This window comes from Methylomonas sp. LL1 (assembly GCF_015711015.1).
Lineage (GTDB): Bacteria > Pseudomonadota > Gammaproteobacteria > Methylococcales > Methylomonadaceae > Methylomonas.
Genome location: NZ_CP064653.1, coordinates 2,493,324 through 2,511,966 on the forward strand (window position 1 = coordinate 2,493,324; position 18,643 = coordinate 2,511,966).

The following is an 18,643-nucleotide window of genomic DNA, read 5'->3' on the forward strand; positions in this document are numbered from 1 at the left end:
ATATGAAAAAACCACACGATCACACGGTATTGGTTGTCGACGATAGCCCGGAGAATCTTGACCTGATCAAAAACATACTGGAGCCTTATTACACGGTCAAGGTTGCCCCCACCGGTTCACTGGCGTTGCTGATTGCCCGCGCACAGCAGCCGGATCTGATTCTACTGGATATCATGCTGGAAGACATTAACGGCTACGACATTTGTCTTCAGTTAAAATCGGATGATCAAACCCGTAACATCCCGGTCATTTTCCTGACCGCCAAACGTTCGGAAGCCGATGAAGTACACGGCTTTAAAATCGGCGGTTGCGACTACATCACCAAACCGTTTTCGCCCGCCGTCATGCTGGCGCGCATCAAAACCCAGATTCAACTGAAAGTGAAAACCGATTTGCTGGAAAAACTGGCTAGTCTGGACGGATTGACTGAAATCCCCAATCGCCGGGCTTTCGATACCGCGTTCGAAAGACAAGTCAATCAGGCCCAGCGCACGGCCACTCCGCTATCGTTGTTGATTTTGGATATTGATAACTTCAAGCTGTTTAACGATCATTACGGCCATCCGATGGGTGATGATTGCTTAAAGCAGGTAGCCAACAGCTTTATAGCACATACCCAGCGCCCCGGGGATTTGGTTGCCCGTCTTGGTGGCGAGGAATTTGCAATCTTGCTGCCGAATACCGACAACACCGGCGCCACCCTGCGCGCCGAACATTATCGGGCCGTGGTGGAAAATCTGAAAATCCAACACGCGGCCGATAGCCCGTTACCCTATGTCACGGTTTCGGTGGGGGTAGGCACGGTGATTGCTCATAACAGCGACCACTTGAGCGACTTGTTTCAAGCGACCGACAATGCCCTCTATCTAGCCAAAAAACAGGGCCGCAACCGGGTGTGCTGTGAAAATTTATCGCCCGATGCACTCTAAACACGGTTTGCCGCGTCGTTTACCGATAATCCGTTTATAATCGACGGCCGGCATTCAGTCCCCTATTAAAGAGTTTTCACGGTTATGCATCTTTACCTTGATTTTAATGCGTCCTATCTCGCTGCGTTTGTCATAGGCTTATTCAGCAGCCTGCATTGCATCGGCATGTGCGGCTCGATTATCGGCACATTAACGTACAGTCTCAGCCCCGAGCTGCGTAACAACAAACGGATATTATTCAGCATCGTTCTGAGCTATAACCTGGGCCGGATTGCCAGCTATGCCTTGGCCGGCGCCGTGGTCGGCGTGCTGCACGCCTTTCTGAGCCTGCCCTTCAGTCAAGGCCAGGCTTATCGGATATTGCAGCTTACCTCCGCCGCCGTCATGACCGGCGCCGGTTTGTACATTGCCGGCTGGTTTCCCCGTTTTGCCTATATCGAAAAAATGGGCTCGCGTTTCTGGAAAATTATCGAACCCTTTGGCCGTAAAATGATTCCAGTCAAAACCCGGATGCAGGCTTTGTTATTCGGCATGGTCTGGGGTTGGCTGCCGTGCGGCTTGATCTATACGGCCTTGGCCTTGGCCGCCACCACCGGCGACAGTCTGCATAGCTCCATGACCATGCTAGCATTTGGCTTGGGTACTTTACCTGCGGTTGTGGGAGTCGGTATAATGACCTCATTGTTGGCCAGGCTTTCCAGGATTCAGCACTTCAAGCGAGCAGTCGGCATACTGTTAATTATTTTTGCGCTGTTGGCGGCCTTCCCATGGCTTAACCCGATGCGTGTAGAACACATCATGACGTTTTGAGAGGTTTACAGTGGATCACTTCAGTTCAATTATTGGTCAATCCCCGGCTCTGGAAGCATTGATACGTAGCGCCCGCATGGTAGCCGCGACCGATGTCACAGTCCTGATCAAAGGAGAAACCGGTACCGGGAAAGAAGTACTTGCTAGCGCCATTCAAAAAGACAGTCCGAGAGCCGCCAAGCCGTTTGTCACGCTTAACTGCGCGGCGTTGCCGGAAGGCTTGGTGGAGTCGGAAATCTTCGGACACAAAAAAGGTGCTTTCACCGGCGCGATTTCCGACAAACAAGGCCTGTTTCAAGCAGCGGATGGCGGCACCCTGTTCCTTGATGAGATCAACTCGCTACCGCTGTCGATACAGTCCAAATTATTGCGCTTTCTTGAGTCGGGCGAATGCATGCCTGTCGGCGGCACCAAACCTTATCATGTCAATGTTCGGGTCATCGCCGCCACCAACTCCGATTTAAACCAACTGATCGAACTCGGCGAATTTCGCCGCGACTTGTATTTCCGCCTAAATGTGGTGCCTCTGGAGATCCCCTCATTGCATCAGCGTAGCGACGACATTGAAACGCTGGCCAAACACTTCTTCGCCCATTTTGCCGAGGCTCACTCGCTGCAAGCTCCCAGCTTCAGCAAACAGGCATTAAGAACGCTACGCACCTACAAATGGCCTGGCAATGTTCGGGAATTACGCAACCTATGCGAGCGCCTAAGCATTCTGCTGGCCGGCAGAGTCATCGAACCGGAAAATCTGCCTCATGAATTCACAAACAGCATCGATACCAGTTCCGTTGTGGATTTCAAACTACCTGAATTGGGTTTGCAGCTGGACGCGCTGGAAGCCAACATGATCCATCAAGCCTTGACCCGGACCAACGGCAATCGCAGCAAATCCGCGCGCTTACTGGGCATTTCCAGAGACACCCTGCTCTACCGTATTCAAAAACACGGTTTGGCCACTCACTAATTCGAGCTAAGGTTGCGGCTTTTTGCCGCAACCTCTCGCGCTATAGGTGCACCGCGTTTTGCTTAGCCCGTCTACCGATTAACGCTTTCTGACCCACTGCACCGTACAATTATCGCTCTTGCCCTGGGCGCGTAAAATAGCCATTTGCGCCATCTTTTTCAGCTCGGCTTTGCCGCTGTTGGGTTGGGATAATTGCAGCAACTCCTGCTCTTTAATCGACTCCCAAAACCCGTCGCTGCACAACAGAAAGGTCTCGCCCGGCAGCATGGCCGGAAATTGTTGTATTTCGACAATCACGGGTGCCATCACATTGATGCTGCGCGTTAGCTGATTCTGCTCCGGATGCACGCCCATTTCCCATTCGCTGAGCTTGCCCGCGTCGAATAATTGTTGCGTGACGGAGTGGTCCTTGGTGCGCCAAAGCAATTGAGATGGATTCAGCCGGTAAATCCGCGAATCGCCACAATGCATGGTGATGACCTGTTGATCATCCAGATACAAAATCGCACAGGTAGTATGCGCGTCGGCCGCGGCGGGATCGCCGTCAAACAGTTCGCGCATCCTGCCGACCGCCGCGACAACCCAATCATTGACGGCCTGCCGTGGCTGTAGCTTGATTTTGGGTTGAAACTGCTCGGCCAGGGCAATCAGGCCCCGGCAAAAAAATTGCGAGGCTTTTTCCCCGGCATGATGCCCCCCCAAACCGTCGGCCACCACAAACACCGCATAGTCGGCGCAAACCCGGTGCGCCATGCAATCCTGATTGCTTTCCCGGTCGCCCGCCGTGGTCAATTGATAGAATTCCAGCGTTGTCTGCATGGACTTATGCGTGCAAGCGCGCTTCGCGCATCACGCGCTTCATGTCTCTGACGGCTTGATCCAAACCGGAAAAAACCGCCTGGGCAATAATCGAATGGCCGATATTCAACTCCACGATTTGGGCTATTCGGCAGATCGCTTCCACGTTATGCTGATTCAAGCCATGTCCGGCATTAACCTGTAATCCGGCTTGATGCGCGTATTCAGCCGCGCGCTGAATACGCAGCCATTCCTGCTTTTGTTGCGCTGGGGTTTCGGCATCCGCATAACGGCCGGTATGCAACTCGATTACCGGCGCGCCGGCTTTGAGCGCGGCATCGATTTGATTGAAGTCGGGATCAATAAACAAGGATACCTCGACCCCGGCCTCGGCCAGCGCCCGGCAAGCATCGTGCATTTTTTCGGGAGCGGCAAGCAAATCCAGCCCACCTTCGGTGGTCAGCTCCTCGCGCCGCTCCGGCACCAGGCAACAGGCTTGCGGCTTAATATCGAGCGCATTCGCAATCATCGCATCCGTTACCGCCATTTCCAGATTCAGCCTGGTGTGCAGCATGTCTTTCAACAACCGAATATCACGGTCTTGAATATGCCGCCTGTCTTCCCGCAAGTGCGCGGTAATGCTGTCCGCCCCCGCCAGCTCGGCTACCAGCGCCGCCTGCACCGGCTCAGGATAACGCGTCCCCCTAGCCTGGCGCAAAGTGGCGACATGATCGATGTTTACGCCTAATAAAATATTTTGTTTTTTCATTGAGTGTTAATCCGCAAGCGGATGAGTAAATAGATAAAAAGTATAAGACGAAAAAAACCGTCTCGATCTTTCCTCTACAAATATCTGATAATTTTTGCCAACACATCTCGACTTTTCAAAGGCCGACCTTGTAAATGTTCATCCAGCATGTTCCGCAACAACTGCTTGGCTTCGGGCAATGCCGGACCGACAAGCGCCGCCTTGATGCTGAGCGCCAGCAGGGTTGCGCCACTGACATGACCGAGACTGTCCTCGACCATGCCTGATCCGGGAAGAAAACGGTAACGCCGCCGGCTTTCCACAATCCGATTACCCGATTGATCGACATCCAGTTGCGTGGCGTAACCCGCCTGTTCCAGCAGATCCAGCTCGAAATAACGTAGCGTTTGTTCGATAGCCGCGCCATCGGACAAATCCCGCAAACAAGTCTGGTAGCGAAGGAACAACCGTGGATGCGGATCATGGTTATGCAAAAACTTCCGCAGTAACTCGTTGACATAAAACCCGCAATATAAGGCAAGCCTCTGCAGCGGATAGCTACTGCCATATTCGGCCTGAGTGAGGATTTTTAGCTCGTTTTTGTCCAGATAGGACAGATGCAACAACGAAAAAGGCAACAGCAATCCGGCCATTTTCGATTTTTCCTTACGCACGCCCCTGGCCAATATCGAAACAATGCCGTAATCGCGGGTAAATACTTCCAGCAATATACTGCTTTCGCGATAGGGCCGGTGTTGCAGGATGAAGGCCGGCTGTAGATAAACAGCGGACTCGGTCATCGCTTATTCGGTATCGATAAATCCCAGGCTTTGCAATGCGCGCTGGTTATCCGACCAGCCTTTCTTCACCTTCACCCACAATTGCAGGTAAACTTTTTGGCCGATCAGTTTTTCGATGTCGGCACGGGCTTCGGTACCGATTTTTTTCAGCATTTCGCCTTGCTTGCCGATCACGATACTTTTTTGGCTGCTACGCTCGACCCAGATATTTGCGTAAATTTTACACAACTCGGGGTGTTCCTCGTACAACTCGATTTCCACCGTCAGTGCATACGGCAATTCATCGCCCAACCTGCGCGTGAGTTTTTCCCGCACGATTTCCGCGGCAAAAAACCGCTCGGGCCTGTCGGTGATCTGATCCTCGGGGTAAATCGGATCGGCTTCCGGCAATAAGGCCATGATGTGCTGCTCCAGCACATCCAGATTAGTATTTTTCAAGGCCGAAACCGGCACGATTTGCTCGAAGGGATATTTCTGCTTGGCCTCGGCAAAGAAAGCCAGAACCGCCTGTTTGTCCTTGATTTTATCGACCTTGTTGACCGCCAGAATCACCGGCAATCCGGCCTGCTCCAGCTTCTTGAAAATCCGCTCGTCGTATTCATGCCAATACAAACCATCCAAAAGCCACACCACCAAGTCCACGCCCAACAAGGTGCTGTCGGCGGTTTTGTTCAGATAGCGATTCAAGACTTTTTTCTCGTCGCTATGCATGCCCGGCGTATCCATGAAAATAGCCTGGCCCGCTTCGGTGGTTTTGATCCCCAGAATCCGGTGCCGGGTGGTTTGAGGTTTTCTCGAGGTGATACTGAGCTTCTGGCCCAGCAAATGATTCATCAAGGTCGATTTGCCGACATTCGGCCTACCGATTAACGCCACATATCCGCAGTTCATTAGTCCTGATCTTCTAAAAGAATTAACATGCTTTCCGCCGCGGCCTGCTCGGCTCTTTTACGAGAAACGCCCACGCCACGGGTAGCCTGGGGCGTGATGACAACGCTGCATTTGACTTCGAAGGTCTGCGCATGATCAACCCCAGACATACCCACCAATTCGTAAATCGGCAGCTCTTTTTTACGGGACTGCATCAACTCCTGCAAGCGAGTCTTGGGATCTTTGTTCCAGCTGTCCAATCTGATCTCGGCGAATTTATCGGCAAACAGGCCTAATATCCAATGCCGGCAGACCTCGACGCCTTGGTCCAACAATAAGGCTCCCATGATCGCTTCCAATGCATCCGACAGAATCGAGTCCCGCCGATAGCCACCACTTTTCAACTCGCCCGAACCTAGAATCAAATAATCGCCCAGATTATGCCGCCGGGCCAATTCGGCCAGGGATGTCTGATTGACCAGACTGGCGCGCAAACGGCTTAAAATTCCTTCTCCGGCTTCAGGAAACAGCGTATACAGTTTTTCGGCAACCACAAAACCCAGTATCGAATCCCCCAGATATTCCAACCTTTCATTATTATGCGCCCCCGCGCTGCGGTGGGTTAATGCCATTTTAAACAATTGGGGCTGACTAAAAGTCAGCCCCAGCTTTCTGGCGAGAATGTCAGACTTCTTGATCACTTACCACCAGCTTCAAAACCTTCGTGAAATTCAACCAATACACTCAAATTACCCATGATAGGTTCGACGCGATCGTAATCGATATTGACTCTGACATAGCCGGGTTGAGCCACGATCGTAATATCGTCCTTAGTCACATATTCGACATAATTCAAATTGAAACGCTTATCCAAACTGGCTTGAATATCGGCTCTGGTTCGAGTGGTAATTTCGGGCATTTCTTCGATGGCGGCCAAGGCATTGACTACCTTGCTGTGGTTGATGTAAATAGGCGCGATTTTCAACACCAGCAGGGTGAAGAACCCGATCAGGCCCAATAGCAAAACCAAGGAAATAAAGGTTAACCCGCGTTGTTTGTTAGGCAATGATTGCATTTCGCTCTCCCGATTCAGTCGCGTTGGTTTATTGCAGAATTGTACCGATTCGATCAAAGGCAATCCCGTTATTTTGCCAATCCCAGTTCATCCAGATAAAGAAGGCTTTACCCACCAAATTGGCTTCCGGCACCATACCCCAATAACGGCTGTCGTTGCTGTTGTCGCGGTTGTCGCCCATCACGAAATACTGACCCGGCGGCACCACGAATACATCTTCGACCGTGGACGCGCCATGATTGATCAAAATCGAATGTTTGACGCCGGTCAAATCTTCTTGCAAATGCTCGGCACCAGTCATGTTCATGCCTTGCCCGACGCCTTGATAGCGTCCCAATGAATCCTGCTTAACCGGTTGGCCGTTCACATACAGCTTTTTGTCGAAATAAGCGATTCTGTCACCCGGCAAACCGATGACTCGCTTGATGTAATCCACCGTCGGTTGCTTGGGAAAGCGGAACACAACAATATCGCCGCGCTCAGGCTCGCCAAACTCGATGACTTTATTGTTCGACACCGGCAAGCGCACACCATAGGTGAATTTATTGACCAAAATAAAATCACCTATCAGCAAGGTCGGCATCATCGATCCGGAAGGAATTCTGAAAGGTTCCACCAGAAAAGAGCGCAACAACAGCACAATCAACACGACCGGAAAAAAAGAACGGGCATATTCAACCAATAACGGTTCCTTGTCGACCGCGTAGGGTTGGTGCGTATATTTCAGAACTAACCAATAGCCTCCCCAAACCACACCGGTTACGAAGGTAGCCACGACCAGAAAAAAAGAAAAATCGTAATCCATAATTTATTGCCGTTATTCTTTATTGACTTGCAACACCGCTAGAAACGCTTCCTGCGGAATCTCGATACTGCCCACCTGTTTCATCCGTTTCTTACCGGCCTTTTGTTTTTCCAGCAGTTTTTTCTTACGGGTAATGTCGCCACCATAACACTTGGCCGTGACATTTTTACGCATGGCCTTGACGGTGGAACGGGCTATCACCTTAGCGCCGATAGCCGCTTGGATCGCCACCTCGTACATCTGGCGCGGAATCAAGTCCTTCATTTTTTCGACCAAATCCCGGCCACGATTCTGGCTCAGATCGCGATGCACGATAATCGACAAGGCGTCGACTTTATCGCCGTTGATCAGCACATCCAGTTTTACCAGCGGTGCGGGGTCGAAGCGCAGAAACTCGTAATCGAACGACGCATAGCCGCGGCTGACAGACTTCAAGCGGTCGAAAAAGTCCAGCACCACTTCGCTCATCGGCAGCTCATAACTTAAAGATACCTGACTGCCGGCATATTGCATGTTCTTCTGTACCCCGCGTTTTTCGATGCACAGATTGATCACGCTGCCCAGATAGGCTTGCGGCACCAGGATGTTAGCCAGGATAATCGGTTCGCGAATTTCGGTGATGGTGCCGACATCCGGCAGTTTAGCCGGATTGTCCACCATCACGACTTCGCCATTATGGGTTTCCACTTCATATACCACGGTCGGCGCCGTGGTAATCAAGTCGATATTATATTCCCGCTCCAGCCGCTCCTGGACGATTTCCATGTGCAGCATACCCAGAAAACCGCAACGAAAACCAAAACCCAAGGCTTGCGAGGTTTCCGGTTCGAAATTCAACGCCGAATCGTTCAAGCGCAATTTGTCCAAGGCCTCGCGCATGTCGCCAAAGTCATCGGAGCTAACCGGATACAAACCGGCGAACACCCTGGGTTGGACTTTTTCGAAACCGGGCAAGGCTTCGGCCGCCGGATTATCGGTAGCGGTAATGGTATCGCCGACCGGCGCGCCGAAAATATCCTTGATACCGGCTACCATGAAACCGACTTCGCCGGTGTTCAGTTGCTGCTTTTCCAATTGCTTCGGGGTATAGACGCCCAGTTTTTCGACCAGAAACGACTTGCCGGTCGACATCACGGTAATTTTTTGCTTTCTGCGCAGACTACCGTTGACGATACGCACCAGCGACACCACGCCCAGATAATTATCGAACCAGGAGTCGATGATCAAGGCCTGCAACGGCGCATTTTCATCACCACTGGGCGGCGGGATTTTCTGGATCAACTGATCCAGCACCGCTTCTACGCCGATGCCGGTCTTGGCACTGATTTTCAAGGCTTCGTCGGCCGGTATGCCGATTACATTCTCAATTTCCTCCATCACCCGCTCCGGCTCGGCGGACGGCAGATCGATCTTGTTCAGCACCGGCACCACTTCCAAACCTTGCTCGATCGCGGTATAGCAATTGGCAACGCTTTGGGCTTCCACGCCTTGCGCGGCATCCACCACCAACAGCGCGCCTTCGCAAGCGGCCAAGGAACGCGAAACCTCGTAGGAAAAATCCACATGGCCCGGGGTATCGATGAAATTCAGTTGATAGACTTCGCCATCGCCGGCTTTATAGTCGAGGGTGACGCTTTGCGCCTTGATCGTGATGCCGCGTTCCCTTTCCAGATCCATCGAATCCAGCACCTGGGATTCCATTTCCCTGTCGCTTAACCCTCCGCAAATTTGAATGAATCGATCGGCCAATGTCGATTTACCGTGATCGATATGGGCGATGATGGAGAAATTTCTGATATTTTTTTGATCCACTTACTCTGACTACTTTGATTGCTAAAAAGAGCGCCCGGCCCTTCTGGAATTGACTGTTGTGTGTTAACGGGCCAGCATTTGCCGAAATTGAGCGATGGTATCCGCCGTTAAGGGTTGCCGTTGGTTATCCCAGACTACCCCATCCAGTTCTACCGCAAGCGTGTCGATGGTTTCCATGAAATCGTCGAACACGGCCACCGGGTTATCGAGTTCGCGCGGCTGCATATAAAACACGATACCCGGACAATAAAATTCATCCAGATGGGTATCCGGGAAAGTGCCGGGATCGATCATGCTGGCAACGGCAAAATCCACCAGCCGGTTTTTGTCGATACGCTCAAACACTTTTACGCTACCGTATTTCAATCCGACTCGCTCAAAGGCATCGAACAAGTCCTCGCCGTTAAATCCCTCGTCGGCGCGCGCGACGATACTGAATTCGATTAATCCGGGCAGTTCGTAGCGCGGCGCCCCAGATTTTGGCTGAGTTTTTACCGGTTCCGGCTTGAGCGTGGGTTTGATGGCGGCATCGTCCAACAAGGCATCGCCGTCGACCACCCCGTCCAATGGAAAAATATCCATCTCGTCTTCGTCTTCATCGACGTCTAAATCATCACCGCCCAAGTCATATTCGGTGTCGTCAAAATAGTCGTCGGCTTCGCGGCGCTCACGGAGCGATTTAAAGAAATGCCATAGCAACATGCCGATCATTACCAGCATGCCGATCAAAATAATCACGACTCTTAATAGTTCTTTATCCATTAGCTTTCCGCCATGCTCACTGCTTCTTCAATATCAACCGCCACCATTCTGGATACTCCAGGCTCCTTCATGGTAACACCTGCCAAATGTTTTGCAATTTCCATTGTGACTTTGTTATGTGAAATGTATAAAAACTGTACGGTTGCCGACATGTCTTCCACCATTTTGGAAAAACGTACCACGTTGGCATCATCCAGCGGCGCATCCACTTCATCCAGCAAACAAAACGGCGCCGGATTCAACTCGAAGATCGAAAACACCAACGCCACCGCCGTTAGTGCCTTTTCTCCGCCGGACAACAAATGGATCGAACTATTACGCTTGCCGGGTGGACGGGCGATGATATTGACGCCGGCCTCCAGTACGTCCTGCTCGGTCAATTCCAGATAAGCCTGTCCACCGCCGAACAGGCGCGGAAATTTTTCCTGCAAACCATTATTGATTTTTTCAAAGGTCTCCCGGAAACGTTGCCGACTTTCCTTGTCGATTTTACTGATGGCCTGATCCAAGGTATTCAGGGCTTCCATCAAATCGTCGTGCTGTTCATTGAGAAATTTCATCCGTTCGGATTGGGTTTTATATTCCTCGATCGCGGTCAAATTGATCGAACCCAGCCTTTCGATCTGATCGGTCAAATCGTCGACGGCATGTTTCCACCGGGTTTCCGTTGCGCCTTCGGTAAGGTTCGCCAGTATAGCTTCCGGGTCGGCCTCGACTTCGCTCAACTGCTCGGCAATAGTCTGCTGGCGCACTCGGCTGTCCTGTTGCTCGAAGCGTACGCTATCCAACGCTTCCTTCTGTTTTTCCAGCGCCCGCTGGGTTTGCGAATATTGTTCGGCCAACTGACTGACACTTTGCTCGCTGGCTTGTTGCGCCTGGCGTTCAGCCTGTAGACTATCCTCGAACCGCTGTTTACGCTCCAACAATTCTTCCAACTGCATTTTCTCGTCATCCAGAGGCGACAAGCTGAACTGTAATTTATTTTCCAACTCGGTAATCCGATCGGCGGATTGTTGGTGCTGTACCTGCAAGCGTTCGATCTGCTTGACCGTCAACACTTCGGAGGATTTCAGCGACTCGACCTGCGCATGCAAGCGATGCAAATGCCGCCTGGCCTCATCGACCGATACATCGGTATTTTGCTGTTTGGCCTGAATTTGCTGGCTAAGTCGTTCCAGCTCTGTTTTCTTGTCGCCGAGCTCGCCCAGTGCCTGCTCGGCGTCTTGTTTGATCAATTCGGCTTCGGAAATGCTTTCGGCGTTTTCGGCAAGATGCAGGCCGATTTCCTCGATTTCGTGATCGAGTTGCTCCAATCGGCGCTTTTGCTGTTCGAAGCGGGCCGATTGCGCGCTGTATTCCGCGCTTTTAGCCGAGTATTCGGCACTCAGCCGTTTTTCCGTTTGCTGGTATTGTTCTCGATTGCTTTCGGCGGCTTTCAATTCGAGTTCGCAGCTTTCCAATTGCTGCTCGTCCTCGGCAATCGCCATCCGCAACTCACCCTGGCGCTGCTTCAACTCGCGCAATTCCTTTTCCCGATGCAACACGCCGGCCTTGCTGTCGCTGCCGCGGCTGATCCTGATCCAGTCCTTGCCCAGCCAAGTACCGTCCGCCAATATCACCGACTCATGGGCCTGTAAACTCATTTCCCTGGCCTGCCGCAACGTATCGGCGCAATAAATGCCGCTCAACAAACTGGATAAATCCCAGCGGCAGCGTAGCTTATCGGCCAGCACCATCCGCCCGCCATCAGTCATAGCCGATGCCGGATGAGTCTCGAACACGATCAAGGATTGCTTGGTCAATTCCTGCAACTCGCCAAGTATGGACTCGGCACTATCGATGCAAATGGCTTCCAGATAACTGCCCAGCACGGTTTCGATCGCGGTTTCCCAGCCCTCCTCCGCATCCAAAAACTCCGCCAGACGCGGCTGCTGTTCCAGACCGACATGTTCCATCCAAGCGGCAAGCTCCTTCTTGTCCTTACCCATCGCATGCTGCTGCAACAGTTCCAGCGAACTGATCTTGCCGTTAACCTTTTGTAACTCGGCGCGGCGGGTATGCAGGCTATCGTGTAGTTGTTTAATTGCCGGACGCAGCTCGGCGATACGTTGCAAGACGGCATCCAACTGTTGCTGCAACCGAGCCCGTTCCGTTTCGATCAACTCTATACCGGCGTCCAGGGTTTCCAGTTCAATTTGCAGCTGGGTATCGGCCAACCCGCCGCGCTCGCCCTGCAATTTATCCAACCTGGCCTGTAACTGTCGATTTTGATTTTCCAGTTGCACCAGTTTGGTCCGCTGCACTTCGGCCTGCTCGCGATAACCGGCATTCTCGGCCAGAAAAGCTTCCCATTGTTGCTGCCACTGTTGTTTTTGCAGATGCGCATCCTGCTGAATTCCGAGCAAATCCTCCTCGCGCTCCTTGGCTACGATCATGGTTTCCTCGGCTTCCAGCAAAGTCTGGCGAATTTCCTCCAGCTGCTGTCTATCCTGTTCGCATTCGGACCGTGCCTGCTCGGCTTGTTGTTTCAAGCGATTGATTTCGACCAGCGTTTCCTCGTGGCTTTTCTGATTATGCTTGATGGTCTGTTGCAGACGGCTAGCTTCCGCCACTAACGCATAATACTCGGCCTGGGTCGCATCCAGATGCCGCTGCTGCGACTTCTGTTCGCCGCGCGTCAATTCCATGGCTTTTTCGGTATCGCGCAGCAATACGAACAAACGATTATGCTCGGCGGCGATACTCTGCAACTTCTCTTCCAGCTGCTGCGCGCTGCGTTGAAAATTCCGCCAGCGCATCGCCAATAGCTCTTGTTTGTACTCGCGCTCCTGTTTTTTCAGCTCGGTGTATTTCTCGGCCTTTTCCGCCTGCTTGGCCAAGTTCCTGATCTGTTTTTCGACCTCGTCGCGCAAATCATCCAGCCGCTCCAAATTTTCGCGGGTATGGCGCATGCGGGTTTCGGTCTCGGAGCGGCGCTCCTTATATTTGGAGATGCCGGCCGCTTCCTCGATATGCACCCGCAAATCTTCCGGCTTGGCCTCCACCATCCGCGAAATAGTGCCCTGTTCGATGATCGCATAGCTGCGGGAACCCAAGCCCGTGCCCAAAAACAGGTCGGTAATGTCCTTGCGCCGGCACTTGGAGCCATTCAACATGAACAGCGACTGGCCGTCGCGGCTGACTTGGCGCTTGATCGAAATCGTATTGTATTGGGCGTATTCTCCGCCGGCCTTGCCCTCGGTATTGTCGAACACCAACTCCACCGACGCCATGCTGACCGGCTTGCGCCCCGATGAACCGTTGAAAATCACATCGGCCATGTTACCGCCGCGCAAATGCTTGGCCGAACTCTCGCCCATCACCCAGCGTACCGCGTCGATGATGTTGGATTTGCCGCAGCCGTTGGGGCCGACGATCGCGGTCAAATTGCCGCTAATCGGTATCGTGGTGGGATCGACAAAGGATTTGAAACCCGAAAGTTTGATTTTTTCCAGTTTCATGACTGGCAGGATACGCTCAAGACCGTTTACAAAGCCGCCTATTATCGACGAAATAGCGATTAGATTCGAATGGATTTTATTTCCGAAGCCAGACCTAGCCTAAAAGCCGATGGATATTGGCAGTCTAGTTTTTCCAGCGCTGGGTTTTACCATCGCCTTAAAACCCCTGGCAAAATACTCGCCAGGCAAGCGGAAGCGGTTTCTCTGGATTTTTTAGCCCTTTCGGTAACAGTCAACCTGAAGGGACGATCATGTAACGCATGCCGGCTTTCACGCTAAACTTACCCAATATCCGATCCGCGATTATTCCTCCGGTATAAGCCATGGTCAGCCTCACCAAGCTTTTTTCAATGCCCGCAATTTTCAGCGTCTGCTTATTCGCTGTTTCGGCGTGGACTCATGCTGAAACAGCGCTTTCGGATTTTCTGGTGCTCAGTTATCACGACATTGTCGATCAAAAAGCTATCCGAGGCTCGAATGATCATTTTGCCGTCGAACCAAATCACCTGGATCAACACTTCGCATGGCTACGGAATAATAACTATCGGGTGATCGATATCCAAACCCTGACCGACGCCAAGGCGGGTAATAGAGCCCTACCGGCTAAATCCGTCATTTTGACTTTCGATGATGGCTACCAGAGCTTTTACACGCAAGCCCTGCCTTTATTGAAGAAGTACCAATATCCGGCCACGCTAGCCATAGTCGGCAGTTGGCTGGAAAAACAAACCACTCCCGATGGCGCGCCCTTGATGTCCAAGGAGCAACTCCGCGAAGTTATCGGAAGCGGCTTAGTCGAAATTGCATCACACGGCTACGATTTACATCATGGCGTGATTGTCAACGCACAAGGCGACCATCAAAGCGCGGCAACAGCCCTCGCTTTTGCCGATGGCCGCCACGAAACCGATGACGAGTACCGTAAACGCATTGATCAGGCCATGGACAACAGCGCGGAGCAGTTATTGCAAACCCTGGGCACCCGGCCACGGGTGATGGCCTGGCCCTACGGCGATTACAATACCCTAACCCTGGCCGCGGCCGCCCGCGCGGGCATGCCGTTCACCATGGGCCTGGGCGATGGCGCCAACACCTTGGCCGACCTGGGCGCCATGAAACGCCTGATCATCACCGGCAACCCGGACATTTACCAGTTTGCCGACATCGTCCGGGAGCAACGTCTCGGCCAATCGCTAACCGTCGCGCAGGTCGACATGGATTATCTCTACGATGCAGATGAAGCGCAAACCTCCCGCAACATCAACGCGCTGATAAACAGAATCAAGGCCAGCGGCACCAATACGGTTTACCTGCAAGCTTTTGCCGACCCCGACGACGACGGTAAGGCCGAGCAACTGTATTTCCCTAACCGCCATCTGCCGGTCAAGCGCGATCTATTTAATCATGTCGCTCTAAAATTGCGCTCCCAGGCCCATGTCAAGGTATATGCCTGGCTGCCCATCATGGCCTACAAGGCAAGCCTGCCTCGGGACTGGTACGTCCACGAATGGCGCGACGGCGCCCCGCGACTCTCTCCAAACAGCCGCCTATCACCCTTTAATCCCAGCGCACGCCAATTTGTCGGCGACATTTTTGAAGATTTGGCCAAGCACTGCGATTTCAATGGGATTTTGTTTCACGATGACGGTATTTTGTCGGACTTTGAAGATGCCTCGGCGCTAGCCATGGCCTACAGCCATGACATTTGGGGTCTGCCGAGCGAATTTGAAATACTTCATGCCTCCACCGAACTGCGAATGCAATGGGCGCGGCATAAAACCGAGCTAATTGGACAATTTACCGACTTCTTAACCAGCAGAGTTAAATTTTATCGCCCCTACATTAAGACCACTCGTAATATATTTGCTTCGCCGATATTAAATGCGGCCAGCCAAGAATGGTACGCTCAGTCGCTGGAGACCTTCATGAAACACTACGATTATGTGGCGGTGGAAGCCATGCCATTCCTGGAAAATGCCGAGAATCCCTCGCAATGGTTACAACAATTAGCACTCAAAACCGCTGAATATCCGGGTGGTTTAGACAAAATGCTGTTCGAATTGCAGACGGTCGACTGGAAAAACCGGCAAGACATTCCCATATCGGTTTTTATCGATCAAGTTCAATTGCTCAGACAACATGGCGCCAAACATATCGGCTATTACCCGGATGACCCGCACCGCGATCACCCCAAGTTGGAAGCGCTGCAAAAACTGTTCTCGACCAATTCTGTTGAAAAAGTCGGTATTTTGAAAGTGCTAGGGAGTGGCGCTTTGAGTGAGTGATTAGATTTTTGGTGTCTGGCAAATGAATTTTCGAGGGTGTCTCGAGTTTTGTTGAGGTAAAACCGCCTTTTCGGCAGTTATGCGGGTATTGGGAGGGTTTCTGTTGTTGTTACCGCCAACCTCTTGGCCATTCGCCTTAGATTTTGGGCAGTCGCCGCCAATAGAAACTCATCTTTGGCATTACTGAAACCTCGTAAACGTAGTTTGTCCATCTTCAAAATGCGCTTTAGATGGGCAAACAGCATTTCCACCTTCTTGCGCTCCTTGCGTGACTGCTTATAAGCATCGGTTTTGGTAATGGCACGAGCGACATCGCGAGCCGATTCGTGGGGGCTTCGATCGATTTGACGATTAGCCATGTTAGGACAACACTGCGCTTTGAGCGGACAGGCTTGGCAATCCAATTGGCTGGCGCGATAGCGATAAGGGTTTTTCTGTTTGCTGCGCCAAGCGATTTTCAGAGACTTACCCGCAGGGCAGATATACCGATTATTGTCCGCGTCATAAGTAAAGTCAGAACGACCGAAGGTGCCATCGGTGCGTTCCGACTTATCAAATACGGGGACATGCGGTTCTATGTCTTTTTCATCGACTAACCATCCGAGCATGGCAGCTGAACCATAATTGGTATCGCCCACCAAACGTTCGGGCTTCAGACCAAATGTCTCTTCTACCCGATCAATCATGGTCCGAGTCGCCTCCACTTCGGCGGCTTTATTGACCGCTGAGGCCTCTACATCGAGGATGATGCCGGCTTCCAGATCGATCAAGTAATTGGTTGAATACGCGAAAAATGCGGGCCCACCAGGCGCAGCTGTCCAGGTAGCAGCTGGGTCGGTCAGTGAAAGCGTCCGGGTGGACTCTTTAGGATCATTCGTTTCTTCTAGTGCCGCGAGATATTCACGGACCGGGCGTTCTGCTTGAGCGGGATCGCCCCAATCTATGTCATCACCACTTTCAACTCGGCGTTGCCGTTGTGCATCGGCTTTGATGATGCTGGCGTCGGTGGCAAAACCTTCGCCACGCACCAGGCCTTCTGCCATACATCGTTTCAGGACAGTCTCAAACACTATCCGAAAAGCCTGGCTGTCCCGAAAGCGACCCAGACGGTTTTTAGAAAAGGTGGAATGATCCGGCACGGGATCGTCTAAATCCAGTTTGCAAAACCAACGGTAAGCCAAGTTGACATGTACTTCTTCACAGAGACGGCGTTCGGAACGAATCCCGAAACAATAGCCAAGGATTAACATGCGAATCATCAGTTCGGGAGCAATCGACGGCCGGCCAATGGGGCTGTAATACTCTGCTAATTGCTGACGAAAATCACCCAGATCGAGGAAGCGGTTGATACCGCGCAGCAGATGATCTTTGGGAATGTGGTTTTCGAGACTGAAACAGAAAAACAGCTGTTCCTGAATCCCGGATTGTTGTCCCATCATGGCGTCACCTCATGATTGAATGCCTGTTGGCTGTATTTTACTACGCTAGGAACCGTATATCAGGGGACTTTTTCAACACAATCGACCGAAAGCCCCCGTTGACTGCTTCCTGCCAAGGAACGCCAGAACTGACATCAACACTGTCAATACTGTCAGCTTCGTAAGCCCATCCGCAATATCCAAGATCCCGGCGTAACGTTGGATTCTTGTCTCGAAAGTTAAATTTATCAGACCCCCATCATCCAACGCTCATGCAAACGCTATAAGACCCTACAGAAACAAAGCTAACGGCATAACATTTGCTTAAAATATACAGGTTATAATAATTCACCACCTCCGACTATAAAACAAAGGAGTTTTAGTCATGCTTTTGAAGGTTCTCTCTATTCTATCGTTGGCCTCCCTCAGCCTACCCTCGTTAGCATCGCCTGTTTACAACGCCAGCAACGGCCACTATTACGAGTTGCATACGTTTACGGATGATTGGCGGCTTGACTGGTCCGAGGCAAAAAATTTCGCCGAAAGTTTGTCGCATCAGGGCGGCAGCGGCTATCTAGCGACCGTAACCAGCCAGGCGGAAGACGATTTTTTGTGGAGCGTACTCGGTGCCCAAGGCAGTTTTTTGGGCGGATTCGATACCAGCAGTTACAATTCAACCGACGGCAAATGGAAACACCAAGCCTGGCAATGGGTGAGCGGAGAGGCCTTTAGCTATACCAACTTCCTGCAAGGCGAGCCGAACCACTGGCAAGATAATTCCGCGTTAACGCCCGATCCCGAAGATTATCTGATGTATTGGTGGCAAGCCGGCGCCGGCAACGAACGCTGGAATGACACCAACCTTGATTCATCCCATCTCACCAGCGAAGGAATAAGATATGTTGTCAGGGGATTTGTGGTTGAATTTAACCCAACACTCACGACCCCGGTACCCGTTCCTCCAAGCATCTGGTTATTTGGCTCCGGTTTGATGTTGCTGTTGCAGCGCCGAAAAGCGGCCGCTTAGCGCTTAAAAAACCGAAATCAACTCATTATGCCGAACA

At 51.9% G+C, this 18,643-nt stretch carries 16 protein-coding genes; 5 read left to right on the forward strand and 11 right to left on the reverse strand.

The genetic code is table 11. The features are described 5' to 3' along the window. Nucleotides 1-2 precede the first annotated feature (2 nt). From IVG45_RS11600 to IVG45_RS11610, 3 genes are all read left to right on the forward strand, one after another. Nucleotides 3-929 carry a diguanylate cyclase domain-containing protein gene (locus IVG45_RS11600; protein WP_196434006.1) on the forward strand — a complete coding sequence of 309 codons (927 nt, stop codon included), beginning with the start codon at nucleotides 3-5 and terminating at the stop codon, nucleotides 927-929. Nucleotides 930-1,013: 84 nt separating this feature from the next. Next, entirely contained in the window at nucleotides 1,014-1,739 is a 726-nt protein-coding gene (locus tag IVG45_RS11605) for a sulfite exporter TauE/SafE family protein (RefSeq protein WP_196434007.1), read from the forward strand. A gap of 10 nt (nucleotides 1,740-1,749) precedes the next feature. Next, entirely contained in the window at nucleotides 1,750-2,706 is a 957-nt protein-coding gene (locus IVG45_RS11610; RefSeq protein WP_196434008.1) for a sigma-54 interaction domain-containing protein, read from the forward strand. 78 nt (nucleotides 2,707-2,784) lie between these two features. Here the strand turns inward: IVG45_RS11610 and IVG45_RS11615 are convergent, their stop codons facing one another. The 10 genes from IVG45_RS11615 to smc form a co-directional block, all read right to left on the reverse strand. Then, nucleotides 2,785-3,525, reverse strand: coding sequence for a PP2C family protein-serine/threonine phosphatase (locus tag IVG45_RS11615; RefSeq protein ID WP_196434009.1), 741 nt, complete (start codon nucleotides 3,523-3,525; stop codon nucleotides 2,785-2,787). A gap of 4 nt (nucleotides 3,526-3,529) precedes the next feature. Then, nucleotides 3,530-4,273 (reverse strand): pyridoxine 5'-phosphate synthase, encoded by a 744-nt coding sequence (gene pdxJ / locus IVG45_RS11620; protein WP_196434010.1) that lies wholly within the window; start codon nucleotides 4,271-4,273, stop codon nucleotides 3,530-3,532. 74 nt (nucleotides 4,274-4,347) lie between these two features. Further along, nucleotides 4,348-5,052 carry a DNA repair protein RecO gene (recO, locus tag IVG45_RS11625; RefSeq protein ID WP_196434011.1) on the reverse strand — a complete coding sequence of 235 codons (705 nt, stop codon included), beginning with the start codon at nucleotides 5,050-5,052 and terminating at the stop codon, nucleotides 4,348-4,350. Nucleotides 5,053-5,055: 3 nt separating this feature from the next. Beyond that, nucleotides 5,056-5,943 carry a GTPase Era gene (gene era, locus IVG45_RS11630; protein ID WP_196434012.1) on the reverse strand — a complete coding sequence of 296 codons (888 nt, stop codon included), beginning with the start codon at nucleotides 5,941-5,943 and terminating at the stop codon, nucleotides 5,056-5,058. Beyond that, nucleotides 5,943-6,623, reverse strand: a complete 681-nt coding sequence (gene rnc / locus IVG45_RS11635) for a ribonuclease III (RefSeq protein WP_196434013.1) — start codon at nucleotides 6,621-6,623, stop codon at nucleotides 5,943-5,945. The genes era and rnc overlap by 1 nt, the downstream gene beginning before the upstream one ends. After that, on the reverse strand, nucleotides 6,620-6,997 hold the full coding sequence (locus tag IVG45_RS11640) for a DUF4845 domain-containing protein (RefSeq protein WP_196434014.1): 378 nt from the start codon (nucleotides 6,995-6,997) through the stop codon (nucleotides 6,620-6,622). The genes rnc and IVG45_RS11640 overlap by 4 nt, the downstream gene beginning before the upstream one ends. A 28-nt stretch (nucleotides 6,998-7,025) precedes the next feature. Next, entirely contained in the window at nucleotides 7,026-7,802 is a 777-nt protein-coding gene (gene lepB, locus IVG45_RS11645) for a signal peptidase I (protein ID WP_196434015.1), read from the reverse strand. Between the two features lie 12 nt (nucleotides 7,803-7,814). Next, nucleotides 7,815-9,614: a translation elongation factor 4 gene (lepA, locus tag IVG45_RS11650; RefSeq protein WP_196434016.1), complete on the reverse strand. Its 1,800-nt coding sequence runs from the start codon at nucleotides 9,612-9,614 to the stop codon at nucleotides 7,815-7,817. A gap of 63 nt (nucleotides 9,615-9,677) precedes the next feature. Further along, entirely contained in the window at nucleotides 9,678-10,376 is a 699-nt protein-coding gene (locus IVG45_RS11655) for a cell division protein ZipA C-terminal FtsZ-binding domain-containing protein (RefSeq protein WP_196434017.1), read from the reverse strand. Beyond that, nucleotides 10,376-13,876, reverse strand: coding sequence for a chromosome segregation protein SMC (gene smc / locus IVG45_RS11660; protein WP_196434018.1), 3,501 nt, complete (start codon nucleotides 13,874-13,876; stop codon nucleotides 10,376-10,378). Before smc ends, IVG45_RS11655 begins: the two co-directional genes overlap by 1 nt. Before the next feature lie 350 nt (nucleotides 13,877-14,226). Between smc and pgaB the strand changes: the two genes are divergently transcribed. Beyond that, entirely contained in the window at nucleotides 14,227-16,161 is a 1,935-nt protein-coding gene (gene pgaB / locus IVG45_RS11665; protein ID WP_196434019.1) for a poly-beta-1,6-N-acetyl-D-glucosamine N-deacetylase PgaB, read from the forward strand. Between the two features lie 77 nt (nucleotides 16,162-16,238). Here pgaB and IVG45_RS11670 read toward each other — a convergent pair whose 3' ends face one another. After that, nucleotides 16,239-17,600: a transposase gene (locus IVG45_RS11670; protein WP_196434020.1), complete on the reverse strand. Its 1,362-nt coding sequence runs from the start codon at nucleotides 17,598-17,600 to the stop codon at nucleotides 16,239-16,241. Between the two features lie 364 nt (nucleotides 17,601-17,964). On the opposite strand from IVG45_RS11670, the gene IVG45_RS11675 reads away from it, so the two are divergent. Continuing rightward, on the forward strand, nucleotides 17,965-18,606 hold the full coding sequence (locus tag IVG45_RS11675) for a hypothetical protein (RefSeq protein WP_196434021.1): 642 nt from the start codon (nucleotides 17,965-17,967) through the stop codon (nucleotides 18,604-18,606). The last annotated feature ends 37 nt before the right edge of the window (nucleotides 18,607-18,643 follow it).

Excerpts from the sequence above, each read along its gene's own strand:
- IVG45_RS11655 (WP_196434017.1), bottom strand. The coding sequence starts at position 10,376 with ATGGATAAAGAACTATTAAGAGTCGTGATTATTTTGATCGGCATGCTG.
- era (WP_196434012.1), bottom strand. The coding sequence starts at position 5,943 with ATGAACTGCGGATATGTGGCGTTAATCGGTAGGCCGAATGTCGGCAAA.
- pdxJ (WP_196434010.1), bottom strand. The coding sequence starts at position 4,273 with ATGAAAAAACAAAATATTTTATTAGGCGTAAACATCGATCATGTCGCC.
- recO (WP_196434011.1), bottom strand. The coding sequence starts at position 5,052 with ATGACCGAGTCCGCTGTTTATCTACAGCCGGCCTTCATCCTGCAACAC.
- IVG45_RS11670 (WP_196434020.1), bottom strand. The coding sequence starts at position 17,600 with ATGATGGGACAACAATCCGGGATTCAGGAACAGCTGTTTTTCTGTTTC.
- lepB (WP_196434015.1), bottom strand. The coding sequence starts at position 7,802 with ATGGATTACGATTTTTCTTTTTTTCTGGTCGTGGCTACCTTCGTAACC.
- pgaB (WP_196434019.1), top strand. The coding sequence starts at position 14,227 with ATGCCCGCAATTTTCAGCGTCTGCTTATTCGCTGTTTCGGCGTGGACT.
- IVG45_RS11640 (WP_196434014.1), bottom strand. The coding sequence starts at position 6,997 with ATGCAATCATTGCCTAACAAACAACGCGGGTTAACCTTTATTTCCTTG.
- IVG45_RS11615 (WP_196434009.1), bottom strand. The coding sequence starts at position 3,525 with ATGCAGACAACGCTGGAATTCTATCAATTGACCACGGCGGGCGACCGG.
- smc (WP_196434018.1), bottom strand. The coding sequence starts at position 13,876 with ATGAAACTGGAAAAAATCAAACTTTCGGGTTTCAAATCCTTTGTCGAT.
- IVG45_RS11605 (WP_196434007.1), top strand. The coding sequence starts at position 1,014 with ATGCATCTTTACCTTGATTTTAATGCGTCCTATCTCGCTGCGTTTGTC.
- IVG45_RS11600 (WP_196434006.1), top strand. The coding sequence starts at position 3 with ATGAAAAAACCACACGATCACACGGTATTGGTTGTCGACGATAGCCCG.
- IVG45_RS11675 (WP_196434021.1), top strand. The coding sequence starts at position 17,965 with ATGCTTTTGAAGGTTCTCTCTATTCTATCGTTGGCCTCCCTCAGCCTA.